Source organism: Jiangella alba (genome assembly GCF_900106035.1).
In the GTDB taxonomy this organism is placed as follows: domain Bacteria; phylum Actinomycetota; class Actinomycetes; order Jiangellales; family Jiangellaceae; genus Jiangella; species Jiangella alba.
This window is the reverse complement of the sequence record NZ_FNUC01000003.1, coordinates 197,135-213,488: the sequence shown is the minus strand read 5'-3', so window position 1 is coordinate 213,488 and position 16,354 is coordinate 197,135. Positions and strand designations below refer to the sequence as shown.

The 16,354-nt window shown below is 70.9% G+C and carries 8 protein-coding genes; 6 read left to right on the top strand and 2 right to left on the bottom strand.

Annotated elements, in window-relative coordinates; genetic code table 11:
- Positions 1-158 precede the first annotated feature (158 nt).
- The 4 genes from BLV02_RS03775 to BLV02_RS03760 all read left to right on the top strand — a co-directional run bounded on the left by BLV02_RS03775 (position 159) and on the right by BLV02_RS03760 (position 12,584).
- The gene (locus BLV02_RS03775; protein WP_141711479.1) at positions 159-9,338 is read left to right on the top strand and encodes a LamG-like jellyroll fold domain-containing protein; all 9,180 of its coding nucleotides are present in this window, start codon (positions 159-161) and stop codon (positions 9,336-9,338) included.
- Positions 9,339-9,390: 52 nt separating this feature from the next.
- Entirely contained in the window at positions 9,391-9,996 is a 606-nt protein-coding gene (locus BLV02_RS35420; protein ID WP_141711480.1) for a hypothetical protein, read from the top strand.
- Positions 9,997-10,397: 401 nt separating this feature from the next.
- On the top strand, positions 10,398-11,483 hold the full coding sequence (locus BLV02_RS03765; protein ID WP_083288441.1) for a glycosyltransferase: 1,086 nt from the start codon (positions 10,398-10,400) through the stop codon (positions 11,481-11,483).
- Positions 11,484-11,537: 54 nt separating this feature from the next.
- On the top strand, positions 11,538-12,584 hold the full coding sequence (locus tag BLV02_RS03760) for a class I SAM-dependent methyltransferase (protein ID WP_069110433.1): 1,047 nt from the start codon (positions 11,538-11,540) through the stop codon (positions 12,582-12,584).
- Here the strand turns inward: BLV02_RS03760 and BLV02_RS03755 are convergent.
- Positions 12,568-12,969, bottom strand: coding sequence for a winged helix-turn-helix transcriptional regulator (locus tag BLV02_RS03755; RefSeq protein WP_083288442.1), 402 nt, complete (start codon positions 12,967-12,969; stop codon positions 12,568-12,570). The genes BLV02_RS03760 and BLV02_RS03755 overlap by 17 nt on opposite strands.
- Positions 12,970-13,032: 63 nt before the next feature.
- Here BLV02_RS03755 and BLV02_RS03750 point away from each other — a divergent pair, with 63 nt between their 5' ends.
- On the top strand, positions 13,033-13,665 hold the full coding sequence (locus tag BLV02_RS03750; protein WP_083288443.1) for a DsbA family oxidoreductase: 633 nt from the start codon (positions 13,033-13,035) through the stop codon (positions 13,663-13,665).
- On the opposite strand, the gene BLV02_RS03745 is transcribed toward BLV02_RS03750, so the two are convergent.
- On the bottom strand, positions 13,666-15,081 hold the full coding sequence (locus BLV02_RS03745) for a glycosyltransferase family 2 protein (RefSeq protein ID WP_069110434.1): 1,416 nt from the start codon (positions 15,079-15,081) through the stop codon (positions 13,666-13,668).
- A 175-nt stretch (positions 15,082-15,256) separates the two neighbouring features.
- Here BLV02_RS03745 and BLV02_RS03740 point away from each other — a divergent pair, with 175 nt between their 5' ends.
- Entirely contained in the window at positions 15,257-16,330 is a 1,074-nt protein-coding gene (locus BLV02_RS03740; protein WP_069110435.1) for a hypothetical protein, read from the top strand.
- Positions 16,331-16,354 lie beyond the last annotated feature (24 nt).

Genomic DNA, 16,354 nt, shown 5'->3' with positions numbered 1-16,354 from the left:
TATGGGGCGGGGTGTGCAGGGTGGGGCGTTCGTTGCTGTCTGCTCGGGTCCTTGGTGTCAATGCAGCCGTAGTCGCGGCGCTGAGCGCACTGGTCGTCGGCGGCTTCCCGGGGCCGGATCCGGCCGCCGCGGTGGAAGCCACCGCGCCACCGGAACCGGTGCTCGGACCAGAGGCCGAACCGGCCGATCCAGGGCCGAAGACCGGGCCGGACCTGGCGCTGCGGATCGGCGCCGCGACGGAGGCCGCCCTGGCGGAGGCCGCCGAGTCCGGTGAGCGGGTCGAGATCGAGGAGGCCCGCACCGATCGGAACACCTACTTCGTCAACCCGGACGGGACGCAGACGGCCGAGCTGTCGCCGGTCCCGGTCCGGGTCCGCGGCGACGCCGGCGACTGGCAGGGCGTCGACCCCACGTTGGTCGAGCAGCCCGACGGCACCGTCGCCACCGTCGCGACACCGACCGAGGTCGTGCTCTCCGGCGGCGGCGCGGACACCCCACTGGTCCGCATCGCCGAGGGCAGCGAGTGGATGTCGCTGGGCTGGCAGGGTGCGCTGCCCGAACCGGTGCTCGACGGCCCCACGGCCACCTATCCCGAGGTCCTCCCCGGTGTGGACCTGGTGGTCGAGGCCGGTCTGAGCGGCTTCAGCCAGTACCTCGTCGTGAAGACGCCGGAGGCGGCGGCCAACCCGGAACTGGCTGAGATCGGTTTCCCGCTGCAGACCAGCACCGGCCTGCAGCCCACCCCGGACGACGCCGGCGGGCTGATGATCAACCGTGCCGACGGCAAGCCGGCCTTCACCGTGCCGGTGCCGCGGATGTGGGAGTCCGCTCCCGAGCCGGCGGCGATGGCCGGACAGCTGATGCGGACGACGGACGGTTCCGTCGAGGCGATGCCGGCCCCCGAGCCGCCGTCGGCCAACGTGGTGGGCCGCGGCGAGGGCGAGGCCTCCGCCGTCATGCCGATCGAGGTCCAGGACGACACGCTGACCATCACGCCGGACCAGACCCTGCTCACCGACCCCGGGACCGTGTTCCCGGTGGTCATCGACCCCTCGGCGTCGCGCTACCACCAGTACTGGCACATGGTCTGGTCGAACGGCTACAAGTTCTACAACAGCGCGACGGAGGAAGCCCGCGTCGGCTATGACGGCTGGACCTCGCAGAACAAGGTGTCGCGGGTCTTCTACGCCGTCGACTACCGCGGCTTGGCCGGCAAGCAGATCATCTCCGCGACCTTCGCCCACCGGCAGGTCCATTCGCCGAACTGGGACTGCGACCTCCCGTCGTACGGCCCGGGCGTCCAGCTGTGGTTCACCGACGGCATCCGGCCCGAGAACGGCTGGCCGGGTCCGACGATGCGCACGCACGTCGCGACCGCGACCCGCGCGCACGGCCACGAGGACGTCTGCAGCAACCCGGTCCGCACCGAGTGGAACGCCACCTCGATCGCCACGACGGCCGCCGCCGAGGGCTGGGCCGCGTTCACGCTGGGGTTGCGCTCGGCCGACGAAGGCGACCGCGACGGCTGGCGCCGGTTCGAGAACGTCACCGACCCCGCGCGCACCATGTACCCCGTCCTCACGGTGGAGTTCAACACCTACCCCAGGCTGCCCACCGGCCTCGAGACCAGCTCGCCCGAGACCGACTGCGTTGCCGGTTCAGCGCGGCCCTTCGTCCCGGACAACACCCCGATCGCCTGGGCGAACGTGACCGACCCAGATCCGCAGAACGTCCGCATGTGGCTGGAGTACCGCCGCACCGCGCCGACGGTCAGCTCGTGGTGGGCGCTCTCCACGTCGTTGCGGGCGCAGGGCCGCATGAGCATCCAGCTGCCGACGCTGGGCGACGGGACGTACCAGTGGCGGGTGAAGGCGACCGACGACAGCGCCTGGAGCGGCTGGAGCCAGAGCTGCGAGCTCACGGTCGACACCGTCCGGCCGAGCCAGCCGCCGACCATCACGTCTTCGCAGTACCCGGAGGAGCAGTGGGCCGGCGGCATCGGTCAGTCCGGGACGTTCACGTTCGGCGCCAACGGGGTGTCCGACGTCGACCGGTACAACTACTCGCTCAACAGCGACGCGCTGAACAAGTCGGTCGACAACGCGACGCTGGGCGGTCCCGCGAGCGTCAACATCGCGCCGACGCAGTTCGGCGTCAACACCCTCTACGTCCAGAGCGTCGACCGCGCCGGCAACGTCAGCGGCCATGCCACCTACGTGTTCATGGTCGGCGGCAGCGACCCGATCGCCGTCTGGCTGATGAACGAGGGTAGCGGCGCCACCGTGGCCGACCAGACCGGAAGCGGCCACACGCTGACCCGCGCGACCCCGGACTGGGGCGCGGACTGGCGCGGCGCCGCGAACCCGGCCAGCGGCTCTCTCGACTTCACCGCGACCGCGGGCGTCGGCGTCACCGCGGCCCCGGTGCTCAACGACGATCTCGTCGGTTACACCGCGACCGCGTGGGTCCGGCTCACGGACACCGCGGCGAACCGAACCGCGGTGAGCCAGGACGGTCAGCACATCTCCGGGTTCCGGCTCGGTTACTCGGGCGGCAAGTGGACCGCGATCGCCGCACGCTCCGACACCGCGTCGTCACCGCCGCTCACCACCGTGTCGGCGAGCTCGCCGGCCGTCGCCACGAACACCTGGACCCATCTCGCCGCGGTCTACGACGCCACCGCCAAGACGTTCACCCTGTTCGTCAACGGCGATCAGGCCGCGCAGGCCACGAACGTCACGCAGACCCACCCGTTCTCCGGTCCGATGCGGATCGGCGGAGGCCAGGTCGGCGGCGCGGGTGTCGAGGCGTGGCGGGGCAGCATCGACGACGTCCGTATCTACCCCGCGCCGCTCGACGCGCAGAGCGTCCAGCGGGTCATGAACGACTCCCAGTCGGTCCCCGACGTGCCTGAGGACGTGACGGCGCCGACCGCCCAGCGGACCGCGTCCGTTGCCGGCGGCGGCCCTCCGGCCGTCGTCAACCCACCGAGCGATCCGGTGTTCCCCCATCCGGCTGCTGCCGCGTGGCCGGCCGCCACGCAGGCCACCGTCCGACTGGCGACGGAACCGGCCACTGCGACCGGGCTGCCCGTGACCGTCGCGGCCTCGCAGGCTCCCGGCGCGGTGGCGCCGGGCACCGATCTGCAGGTGCGCAAGGTGGACCAGACCGTGGTCGAGGCGGCGGAACTGCCCGGCATGATGCTGCAGGTCGCGCCCGCGACCGCCGGCACCACGCTGACCGGCGCCGTCCGGATCTCGGTGAACTACTCGCAGTTCACGACCTACGGCGCCGCCTTCGGTTCACGGCTCGTGCTCTACCAGATCACGCCGTGCGACCCTACCGCCGACCCGATCACGATCTGCGAGCTGACGCCGCTGGCGTCGGACAACGACCTCGCGGCGAGGACCGTCGCCGCGGACGTCGCCACCGATGGCGGCGGCTGGTTCGCCGTGGCGTCCGCGGCATCCGGCCCGCAGGGCGACTACAAGGCGACGTCGCTCGCACCGTCGTCGAGCTGGTCCGGCGGCGGCTCGTCGGGCGCCTTCACGTGGAGCTATCCGCTGCGGGTCCCGCCGACGGCCGGTGGACTGAACCCGTCACTGTCCATCGACTACTCCTCGGACTCGGTCGACGGCCGGGTGAGCTCCACGAACAACCAGACGTCCTGGATCGGTGAGGGGCACTCCCTCGATCCCGGGTACATCGAACGTCGCTTCGCCGCCTGCGCCGACGACATGGGCTCGGGCGCGAACAACACCCGCAAGACCGGCGATCTGTGCTGGAAGAGCAGTTCGGTGTTCCTGTCGCTCAACGGCACGGCGACCGAGATGATCCTCGACGCGGACGGACAGACCTGGCGCCCGCTCAACGACGACGGATCGCGCATCGAGCACCTGACCGGCGCGGCGAACGGCGACAACGACGGCGAACACTGGCGGGTCACCACGACCGACGGGACGCAGTACTACTTCGGCCTGCACCAGCGCGACGCCGCGGATACGGCGCCGACCAACTCGGCGTTCACGGTGCCGGTGGCCGGCAACCACGCCGGCGAGCCGTGCCGGGCGACCGCGTTCGCCGACTCGTTCTGCCAGCAGGCCTGGCGGTGGAACCTCGACTACGTCGTGGACACCGACGGCAACACCATCACCTACTCCTACGTCAAGGAGAGCAACCGCTACGGCCAGAACCTGAACGACGTCTCGGTGGCCTACACCCGCGGCGGCTACCTCTCGATGATCGAGTACGGCGAGCGAGTGGGCACCTCGCACACCACGACGGCGCCGGCCAAGGTCGTCTTCGGCGTGACGGAGCGCTGCATCTCGTCGTCGTCCTTCGACTGCACGGGGAATCCGACGGCATCGACCGCGCACGCCTGGCCGGACGTGCCGTTCGACCAGATCTGCACGTCCTCCTCGACCTGCACCACCAGGGTCTCGCCGACGTTCTTCAGCCGCAAGCGGCTGACCACCATCACCACGCAGGTCCTGTCGGGAGGCAACTACCTCGCGTCGGACCAGTGGGCACTGGCGCATCAGTTCCCCAGCACCGGCGACGGCTCGGCCCGTGCGCTCTGGCTGGGCCGGATCACCCACACCGGCCTGGCCGGCGGCAGCGTCGAGCTGCCCGGCGTGGTGTTCCACGGTGAGAACCTGCCCAACCGCGTCGACGGCATCGACAACGCGCCGCCGCTGAACAAGTGGCGGGTGCGGACCATCCGCAACGAGACCGGCGGCCGGATCGCGGTCAACTACGCCGCCCGCGAGTGCACGCCGTCGAACGTGCCGAGCGCGCCCCAGTCGAACACGATGAACTGCTTCCCGGTCTTCTACACACCGGAAGGCGCGGCGGAACCGGAACGGCATTGGTTCCACAAGTACGTGGTCAGCTCGGTCGTGACCGACGACCTGTTCCGGAGCGGTCTCGCCCAGGAGACGCACTACACCTACGAGGGCGAACCGGCGTGGGCGTACCAGGACAGCGAACTGGTCCCGGAGGACCAGCGCACCTGGGGCGAGTGGCGGGGCTATGGCACGGTCGTCACCACCGTGGGCATCGGCGAGCTGGGCCGCGAGCCGATCAAGACCTCGACCCTCTACATGCGCGGCATGGACGGCGACCACCTGCCTACCGGTACCCGCAACGTCGACGTCGTCGACTCCGAAGGCGCCGCCATCGCGGACCACGAGCGGCTGGCCGGGTTCGTCCGCGAGACGATCACCTACAACGGCGACCAGATCGTCTCGAAGGCCATCAACGACCCATGGATCTCGGCCGCCACCGCGTCCGACGGCACCGACACCGCTCACATCGTCGACCTGCGGCGGACGCGGACGTTCACCGCCAAGCTGCCCAACGCGGGCTGGCGCACGACCGACGTCGTCCACACCTACGACTCGTACGGTATGCGCACCCAGACCGACGACCGCGGCGACACGTCGACCACCTCGGACGACCTGTGCGCCCGGACGACCTATGCCCGCAACGCCACGGCGCACATCGTCGACCGGCCGTCGCGAGTCGAGACGGTGTCCGTCGAGTGCGCGGTCACGCCGAGCCGGCCGGGCCAGGTGGTGACCGACCAGCGATTCGGCTACGACGGCGGCGCTGTGGGATCGGCGCCCAGCCGGGGTAACGTGACGCTGACCGAGGAGCTGGACTCGTGGGTTTCCGGGCCGGTGTACGTCGCGGCGGGCTCGTCCACCTACGACGGCTACGGGCGGCCCACGTCGTCGACCGACGCGTTGAACCGAACGACGACGATGGCGTACACCAACGTCTCCACCGGGCTCACACAGAAGATCGCCACCACCAACGCGGCCGGCCACGTCGCCACCACGACGATGACCACCTACCACGGCAACCCAGTCGCCGTCGTCGACGCCAACAGTCGCACGACGACACTGCGCTACGACGCGCTCGGCCGGCTGCTCAAGGTGTGGGGCACCGACCGCACGACCAGCCAGACCCCGACGACCGAGTACGTCTACACCGTCGAGAACGACGCCGCCAGCACCGTCGCGACCAAGACGCTGCTGCCGTCGGGAGCCCAGGCGATCGGCTACGAGCTGTTCGACGGCTTCGGGCGCATCCTGCAGACGCAGATGCCCTCGGCGAGCGAGGCCGAGCCCGGCCGCCTCGTCGTCGACACCGCGTACGACTCGCGCGGGCTCGCGGTCGAGGTCAACGGGCCGTACTACAACTCCCAGGCGGCTTCGGCGACGCGATTCCTGCCGAGCGACGTGGTGCCGGCCAGCACGCGCACCTCGTACGACGGCGCCGGGCGCGAGATCGTGTCGGCTTTCTACGAGAGCAACACGGAGAAGTGGCGGACGACGACCGACTATCGCGGCGACCACACCCGGGTCGACCCGCCCACCGGCGATACGCCGACCGCCGTCTTCCACGACGCGCGCGGCCGCGCGCAGCGCATGCTGCAGTACCACGGCAGCTCGCCCGCGGGCGCCAACGACGCGACGCGCTACACCTACACGCCGGCCGGCCAGCTGGCGACTGTCACCGACTTCGCCGGCAACGTCTGGTCGTACGAGTACGACCTGCGCGGCCGCCAGGTCCAGAAGAGCGACCCCGACACCGGGACGACCCAGCTGACCTACGACGCCGCCGGCCAATTGACGTCGACCACGGATTCCGAGAACCGGACGCTCTCCTACACCTACGACGCCCTCGGCCGGAAGACGTCGACCCATCAGGGCGCGACCACCACGACCGCGATCGCCGAGTGGCGGTACGACACGCTGGAGCTGGGTCAGCCGACACTGTCGTTCCGGCGGGAGGGAAGCTCGACCTACACGACGGCGATCACCGGCTACGACGACGCCTACCGGCCGCTGGGCAGTCGGGTGAGCATCTCGGCCACCGAAGGCGCGCTGGCCGGGCAGTATCTCTTCTCCAACACCTACAACCCGGACGGCTCCGTCGCGACCACGACGATGCCGGCGATCGGCGGGCTGCCCGAGGAGACCCTGCAGCACCGGTACGAGGCGACCGGCGTCGAGGACTGGATGTACGGCTACAACACGTACGCCGTCGACACGATCTGGTCGCCCTACGGTGAGATCCTGCGTCGCGGCCAGGGCCAGTACGGCACCGCGTCGTGGCAGACGAACCAGTACGAGGCCGGCACCCGGCGGCTGCTCCGGTCCCGGATCGACCGCGAGGACCAGTCCGTCTTCTCCGACCTGCGTTACGCCTACGACCCGGCCGGCAACGTCACCAGGATCGCGGACCTCCCCTCCGGTGGCACGCCCGACGTCCAGTGCTTCGAGTACGACTACCTGCGCCGCCTGACCAAGGCCTTCACTGCGACCGACACCGGCTGCGACACGCCCGACCTGCCGCCGACCAGCGGAGGGACGGACAACTACCACCACGAGTACACCTACGACCTGACCGGCAACCGGACGTCCCTCGTCCGCACCCGCCTGTCGTCGGCCGGCACCGAGAACCTGGCCACCACGACGTACGACTACCCGGCCGCGGGCTCGCCGCAGCCGCACACGCTCACGTCGTCCACCGCCGGCTCCACCACGACCTCCTACACGTACGACAACACCGGCAACACCCTGACGGCCGGCAGCAAGTCCTACACCTGGGACGTCGAAGGCCGCGTCAAGACCGCCACCACCTCCGCCGGCGCCTCCTCCTTCGTCTACACCGCCGACGGCGACCGTCTCGTCCGCCGCGACCCCGACACGGTGACGATCTACCTGCCCGGGCACGACCTCGAGCTCGACCGCGCCACCAACGCGGTCTCGGCCCGGCGGTACTACTCCTTCGGCGGCCAGACCATCTCCGTCCGGAGTCCCTCCGGCGGCCTGCAAGACCTGTACGCCGACCACAACGGCAGCGCGGACACCGCCATCGACGCCGACAGCAGCTCGGTCAAGAACAAGGACCGCGACCCCTTCGGCAACTACCGCGGCTCCACGGGCTCGGTCGGCACCTTCCCGACGGACCGCGGCTTCCACACCGGCATCGAGGACGACGCCACCGGGCTGATCCAGATGGGCGCCCGCGCCTACGACCCGGTGATCGGCCGCTTCCTGTCCGTGGACCCGATCATCGACCACTCGATGCCGCAGCAGATGAACGGGTACGCGTACGCCAACAACAGCCCGATCACGGGCAGCGATCCCAGCGGCCTCTTCCCGTCCAACCAGATGGGAACACGCGCGGCCACGATCGGCGGCGTCATCCCCAAACACCCGCCCGCCATCGGCGGCCCCCTCGGCAAACCCTCCAAGCCAGCAAACAGGGAGCCAACCTCGCGTCCTGGCCCGAGCCCGGTTCCTCGACCCGCCGACAATCTCAGCGCGGGACACTCGGATTTCGGAATTGTCGATGCACTCCGCTTCGTTGATTGGCGGCAGATGATCGACAATGCGCGAGGCTACACCGGCATTAAACTGCAGGTCGAAGGCGCAATAGACGACGCTGAAGAATGCTGGGATGGATCGACCAGTACGTGCGTTGCAATTGGTCTCACCGCTGCCACCGGAGGCCTCGGCAGGTTCTTTCGGACTGCCGACGAACTCGTCGACACCGCTAGATCCGCCGACCGGGCCGGAGACAATTCGAGCGTCGCCCGATCCTGCATGAAGTCTTTCGATGGCGCCACGTTGGTCTTGATGGCAGATGGCACCAGGAAGAAGATTGACGACATTGAGGTAGGCGACGAGGTCATCGCCACCGACCCCGAAACCGGAGAACAAGCCGCCAAGCCGGTTACCCACGTATGGGTCCACGAAGACACCCTCGTCGACCTCGAGGTCGACGGCACCACCATCACCACAACCGAGGACCACCCGTTCTGGAACGCCAGTGAGCAGGAGTTCCAGGACGCCGCCGCCATCGACACCGGCGACTCCGTCCTCACCGCCGACGGCCGCCTCCTGACCGTCGGCGGCATCGAGGAGGCGTCCGCCTACGATGGGCTCGCCTACAACCTCACGATCGCCGACATCCACACGTTCCACGTGGGCGCAGAGGATATCCTCGTTCACAATACCGAAGACTGCGCACCACCGAATCTCTCGCCTAGCGGAGCCGGACGTAGTGGGGCATTCAACCAGGCAAAGAGGGATGCGGGGATACCCACGAGCATGAGCCCAACACGAGTACGACCAAACGTTGACCGGCGCGGGAATCCGCAGCCGGGACGAGTTTACGAGTTTGATGTTCCCGGCCAAGGCGGCTCCACCAGAACCGTGACGATTCGAGATGACGCCGGCGGCCATATCTACGTCGACGACCCGCTGCAGAATCGCGGTCCACACTTCAACACCGAAGACGGGGGGCACTATGACTACTGAACCGTGCCGGGCCCGACTGGAAGATGCCGAGAACTGGCCTCTGTTCGGAGACTTGACGGACCGTGACATCACCGCGCTTACCGTTGAATGTCCCGTCACGCGAAGCGCGCTGGAGGAGACCGCGCGAAGGTCAGCGAACGAGCTCATTCGCACCGCACAACTGGCGTCATTGGAAAGCCGGTGGAATTGGGGCTTGATCGCTGTCTCCACGATTAGACCAACGAACAGGCTTGCCGCACATCTGGCCGAGAGGCGCACGTTCTGGGAGCTCGCTGCCCGCGCTGGGACCAAGCTACCGCCCGGCGAGCGCATAGAGATCGACCTTGGCAGCTCACAACGTCGCGCCGGCGAGATAGCACTGAGCCTGATTGACCTACCTGCCGCCATGGATCTCACGCGGACGGCAGACATGATCTGCATTGGGTTCCCGCCTGAAGCGCCACACGATCAGGCGATCACCTCGATCGTCGACGCAATGGAACGGTCTACCGAATCTCGCTGGACAACCCAGTTCACGCTGCTGCGAGCAGCGACGATTCTGCTTGCATCGGGCCACCTGATCATGCGGTCATCCGGAAGGTTCGACGACAACGTTGCATCCAGCGACCTCTTCTTTGCTGAGAAGCATGCGAAGTTCGACTTGTACCGCGCCCCATGACTCGCGTCCTGCTCATGCCGATCCTCGAGTACGACGTGGCGACGGGTAGCGCATTGAACGCAGACGCGGATCCTGACAGCCCTGGGCGCATCGCTCCCCCAGTCGCCAGCCGGAGCGAACTGACCAGGACAGCTCGCAACCGCATGCCCGCCCACCCCCAGCTGTATCAGCACAATCCAACCGGGCCTGGGGCGCGCGCGGGCGCTGCTGTAGGATCCACCGGGTGATGCGCCGCCTCAGTGCGGCCGAACGGCAAGGTGGGGGCGCAGCGAAACCGGGACGCTCACCGTGCAACCGCGCGGGTGGGCATGAGCGTTCTCCAGGGTGTGGCTGTGTCGATGGGAAGTCGGGGACCAACGTGCGAGTACGACCCACGGTCAACGGGCGGGCTAGCTAGCGCCATGCGCGTCCTCGTCCTGACCGTCGTCCACGACCCGGAAGACGCACGTATCAGGCACCGGCAGATCGTCGCGCTGCGGGAGGCCGGGCACGAGGTCACGCTGGCGGCGCCGTTCAGCGCCACCGGGCGGCCGATCCCGGACGACCTCAGCGTCATCGACATCCCGCGGTCGCACGGACGGCACCGGCTGACGGCGATGCGGACGGCGCGGCGGCTGCTGAAGCGGCGCGGCCGCGACTTCGACATCGTCCTGATGCACGACCCCGAGCTGGTGCTGGCCAGCATCGGCCTGACCATCCCCGGCCTGGTGTGGGACGTCCACGAGGACACCGCCGCGGCGCTGCGGATGAAGGCGTGGCTGCCGAGGGCCGGCCGCCCGGCGGGTGCGGCGCTGATCCGGGCCATCGAGCGGCACGCCGAGCGTCGCATGCCGCTGCTGCTGGCCGAAGAGTCCTACGCCGGCCGCTTCCGCAAGCAGCACACCGTCGTCCGGAACAGCGTGGCGATCCCCGACGACGTCAGCGCGCAGGTCGACGACCGCGTGATCTACCTGGGCCGGTTGACGGCGGCGCGCGGCGGCCTCGACCTCGTGGAGCTGGGCCGGCGGCTGGCTCCGGACCTGCAGGTGCACCTGGTCGGCCCGGCCGACGCCGACTGTCAGGCGGCCATCGAGGCCGCGCAGGCCGAGGGCGCGGTGACCTGGCACGGCTTCGTCCCCAACGACGAGGCGCTGACGATGCTGCCGGGCGCGCTCGCGGGGCTCAGCCTGCTGCACGAGCAGCCCAACTACGCGCACTCCCGGCCCACGAAGATCGTCGAGTACATGGCGCACGGCCTGCCGGTCATCAGCACCCCGAACCCGGCGTCGGCGGAACTGATCAGGCGGCACCGGTGCGGCACGATCGTCCCGTTCGGCGACGTCGACGCGGCGGAGGCGGCGGTCCGGGCGCTGCGGGCCGATCCCGCGGAGCGGGCCCGCATGGCCGAGGCCGGGCGCGCCGCCGTCATCGCGCACTACAGCTGGGACGCCGACGCCGACCTGTTCGTTCACTCCTTGGAGAAGCTGGCGCACGCCACCGCACACTGAGGCCGGACGCCGGTACAGTTTCTCCTTCCCGACCAGACCTACGACGGAGATTCGATGCAACGGGCGGTACGCGCTCTCCTCGGCTCCCGCTGGCCCCTGCTGGGCATGGCCGGCGCCCTCGCCGCCGTCGTCGTGGCGATCATCGTGGTCGCGACGGGCGGCAGCCTCGCCGTCGCGGCACTCACCCTGCTGGCCGGCCTGACGCTGGTCGGGCTGGTCGTGGTCGGCGCCTCCGCCCGCGAAGCGGAACAGCGCACCCGCAAGACTGAGAAGCAGCTCAAGGCGCTCACCAGCGCGGTCGAGACCGTCGCGACGTCCGTCCAGGCGGTCGCGGAGCGGCAGGCCGACCCCACCGGCGGGCCGCTGGCCGCCATCATCGGGGCGCAGCGCCTCGACGCCGCGGTGCGCCACGACGAGCTGGTCGCGCTGCACGAAGAGCTGCGCGCCGACCTCCACGCCACGCTCACCGAGCGGCAGCTGGCCGAACTGTCCGCGCTGGCCAACCTGTACGCCATGCTCGGCGCCGACGACGAGGTGCCGGCGTTCGGCGGGTTCGCGGCGTCGCCGCGGACGGTGCTCCGGCTGGCGTCGCTGGTGCGCCGGCTGCCGTCCGACGCGCTGATCGTCGAGTGCGGCAGCGGCAGTTCGACGGTCTGGCTGGCGCTGGCCTGCCGGCGGGCCGGGAAGGGCCGCGTCGTCGCGCTGGAGCACCACGAGCGCTACGCCGCGCTCACCCGCGAGGCGCTGGCCCGGCACGGCCTGGCCGACGTCGCGGAGGTGCGCGAGGCGCCGCTCGAGCCGGTCACCGTCGGCGGCGAGAAGCACGACTGGTACGCGGCGCCGCAGTGGACCGACCTGCGCGGCATCGACCTCCTGTTCGTCGACGGCCCGCCCGGAAGCGCCGGGCCGCGGTCGCGCTACCCGGCGTTCCCATTGCTGGCGACGGCGCTCGACGACGGCGCCGTGGTCGCCCTCGACGACGCGCAGCGGCAGGACGAGGCCGACATCGCCGCCGACTGGCTGGCCGAGCCCGTCGACAGCGTCCGCCTCGCCGACGTCGACACCGTCGGCCGCACCCGCTTCTTCACCGCGTCGCGCTAGCGTCGTACCTCTCCTGGGCCGCGACGACGTCCAGGCTGCGCCGCGCGATCCAGTCCAGCAGCGCCTGTAGCGGGACGGTCAGCTCCCGCCCGAGCGGCGTGAGCTCGTAGCTCACCTGGGGCGGCACCGTCGGCTCCACGGTGCGCAGCACCATGCCGTCGCGGGTCAGCTCGCGCAACTTGAGCGAGAGCATGCGCTCACTGATGCCGCCGATGCGGTCGCGCAGGAGGTAGAACCGCAGCGGGCCGTCGCTCAGTGCGGCCAGGACGAGCACGCCCCACCGGCTGGTCACGCGGTCCAGCACCTGCCGGCCGGGACAGTCGCTGTTGAACACGTCACTCAGCGGATCGGGCTGGGGAGGCGTCAGCTCGCAACCATCATCCACGTACGGAGCTTACGCCGATGTATGCCCTTACGAAAGTTTAGCCAGCTGGTTAGCGTGCTGTTTGTGGAGAAGATCACCGTAGACATCTGGTCCGACATCGTCTGCCCCTGGTGCTACCTCGGGAAGCGCCGGTTCGACCTCGCGCTGGCCGGCTTCGAGCGCGCCGCCGACGTGCGGGTGCGACTGCGCGCCTTCGAGTTGGACCCGCACGGTCGGCCCGACGACGCGCGCACCATCCCGGAACGGATGCGCGACGACCTCGGGATGGCCCCAGCGGTCGTCGCCGCAGGGGTGCGACGGCTCACCGAGCTGGCCGCGGCGGCCGGGCTGGAGTACCACCTGGACCGGGCTCGGCCCGTGAACAGCTTCGACGCGCACCGGCTGATCCACTTCGCCGCGGCCGCAGGGCTGGGCGAGCGGGCGCAGGGCCGCCTGCTGCACGCGTACACGGGCGAGGGCGTGAACGTCGCGGACCACGGCGAACTGATCCGGCTCGGCGCCGAGGCCGGGCTGGACGCGGACGCCGTCGGCGAACTGCTGGCCGGCGACGCGCACGCCGCCGACGTCCGCGCCGACGAGGAGCTGGGCCACCGCATCGGCGTCAGCGGCGTCCCGACATTCCTGGTCGCCGGGCGGTACCTGCTCAACGGCGCGCAGCCGGTCGAGGTGTTGGCCGACGCGCTGCGGCGGGCGTGATCAGCCGGCCGAGGCCTCGTGCAGCATGCCCTGCTTCGTCACCCCGACGACGGCGGGGCGGACGCCGATCTCGGCGCCGCTGACCCAGTGGACCCCGAACAGCCGCCGCGCGGTCTCGTCGAGGCCGTCGGCGCCGGTGTGCCGCCGCGCGCGGTGCAGCGCCCGGGTGGCCCACAGCTCGACCGGCGGGCCGGGCTCGTCGGACACGGTGGCGCGGACCAGACCGGCCTGCTCGGAGGACGACAGCGCCAGCAGCGACCCCACGGCCGACCGGCCGATGGCCACCCCCGCGGGCACCACCAGCGAGAATGGCGCCGGGAAGCCGGTGCGGACGGGCTCGGGCGCGAACCGGACGCGGGCGTCGGCGGCGAAGTAGTCCTCGATCCAGCGCGGCAGCGCCTTGCTCGGCGACACCGTGACGACGAGGTCGGTGTAGGCCGAGGCCAGGATGGAGTCGACGGTGACCTGCACCTCCTCGGGCGTCCCGCTGGTGGCGTCGACGACGGCGTGCACGACCGGCACCTGCCACATGCGCCCGACGTCGGAGGGGCGGAACAGCGGGATGGGCAGGTGGTTGGCCGCGAGGCCGGACCGCTCGCGCTTGATCTCGTCGCCGCGGGTGGCGAAGTTGCGGGCGCCCTGGTGGTAGCTGCGGGCGTCGGGCTCGGGGACGAGCACGGCGCCGGCGGTGAAGATGCGGTAGCCGAACTCGGTGTCGACGATGCCGCGCAGCCCGAACGTCGAGAAGCCGCCGCTCTCGGCGTACAGCGCGCGCGGCGCGGACACGCTGGCGCCGACGACGGCGATGAAGGTGTCGTCGGTGTACGTGGTGAGCCGGGCGGCCTCGCGGATGAAGTCCTCGTGCCAGGTGTGCCTTTTCTGCTTGCGGCCGTCGAGTAGCTGGTCGAACGTGTCGTCGCGGGTGGCGGCGAGGACGTCGGCGGCGGTGATGTCGTCGAAGTCGACGAACAGCTTGTGCCCGAGCACGACGGCGTCGGCGAGGACGTGGTGCCAGCGGGCGTGCGCCTCGACGTGGGTGCGGGTGGCGACGATGTCGGCGTCGAGGAACAGCACGACGTCGCCGGTGGCCGCCTCGGCGCCGGCGTGGCGCGCCCGTCCGGACCCGTGCCCGTCGCCGGGCGGCAGCCGCAGCACGCGGGTCCGCTCGGGGTGGACGGCCGGCAGCCGCAGCGGCTCCGCGGACGCGTCGTCGACGACGACGACGTCCATCAGCTCGGCCGGGTAGGTCTGGGCCGAGAGCGCGGTGAGGGTGAGGTCGAGCTCGTCCTGACAGTCCTTCGCCGGTAGCACCACCGTGACCGTCAGGGACGGCGTCCAGGCGCCGAGATCGGGCACCTGGACGGTGGTCCATTCCTGCCGGGGTACGGCGACCGGTGTCCGGGCCGTGGGCGACATCGTTCCTCCGCTGGAGCCGGGTAGTGTGGGGTCGCCGCCCTCCGGGCGGCGCCACGCTGAGAACCTACCGGGCCGTGTGATGCCGACCAAAACCGACCTCCTACCAGCACCGATCTCCGCGCCGTTTGTCCCGAACTGGGCCGGCCTGGCCGCTCTCGACACTTCTGAGCTCCGGGTGGCGGCCGACGCCGTCGTCGCGGCGCCGCTGCCCGCGGTCAACACCACGCTGGTCTCCCCCGCCGGGTTCGACCCGTTCGACGACGACGGCCCGGGCGCGCCGTCCCGGCCGCTGGCGACGCTGCGCACCATGTCGTCCGGGGCGCTGCGGCTGTACGCGGGGCGCACCCGGCTGGCCGACCTCGGCCGGCCCGCGGTCCTCGGCGCCGCCGCGCTGGAGCTGCTGCGCCCGTACGCGGGCGTCCAGGTGCCGTTCGGGGCGGCGCCCGGTCCGGTCGAGCTGGCCGGGTTCCTGCGCCAGCTGCTGGTCGGCGGCGTCCCGGTGTACGCGCCCGATCTCCCGCTGGTGGTCCGGCGGCTGCTCGGCCCGGTGCTGGGCGAGTTGGTCGCCACGCTGACCCCGTCGACGCTGGCCGACGCCGGGCGGCGCGAGAGCTGGTCGGTCGCGGCCCGGCGGGCGGCCCTGCGCGCCGCGACGGCCGCCGCGGGCGTCGCGTCGTCGCTGCCGTCGGTGACGGCCGTCGTGCCGCCTGGCGCGCCGGCGCTGCTGCGCGACCTGCGGCGGCAGACGTGGGCGATGCTGACGGTGGTGGTCGCGGATGGGGCCGAGGCGCGGCGGCGGGCGGTGGAGACCTGCGAGACCGACCTCGTCACGCTGCCGGCGCCGGGGCTGAGCTACGCCCCCGAACACGTCGAGGACCTCGTGCTGGGGCGCGGCTACGGCCAGCGTCCGGTCAGCGGGGTCCGGGTGCGGCGCACGTTCCTGCCGGTGCTCGACACCACGGTGCGGGCGCCGGGCTCGCCGTCGGAGCAGCCGGCGACGACGCTGACGGCGGCGACGATGCTCGCCTCACCGGCCGACGTGCTGACGCTGGGCCTGGCGGAGCTGGACGACCCACTGGCCACGGTCGAGGTCGGCGACGACGGCTACGCCGTCCACGACCTCGGCGTGCGCCGGGTGGTCCGCGACGCCGCCGGGACGGACGCGGCACTGCGTGCGGGCGGGCGGCAGGTCAGCGGCACCGGCCGGGTCGACGTCGGGTACGCGTCGTATTTCGCTCGAACCGCCTGAGTTCGGCGGTCCGTTCGCCTGGCG

Bases quoted from the DNA above. Each gene is read 5' to 3' on its own strand.
- BLV02_RS03765 (WP_083288441.1), top strand. From the start codon at position 10,398: ATGCGCGTCCTCGTCCTGACCGTCGTCCACGACCCGGAAGACGCACGT.
- BLV02_RS03760 (WP_069110433.1), top strand. From the start codon at position 11,538: ATGCAACGGGCGGTACGCGCTCTCCTCGGCTCCCGCTGGCCCCTGCTG.
- BLV02_RS03745 (WP_069110434.1), bottom strand. From the start codon at position 15,081: ATGTCGCCCACGGCCCGGACACCGGTCGCCGTACCCCGGCAGGAATGG.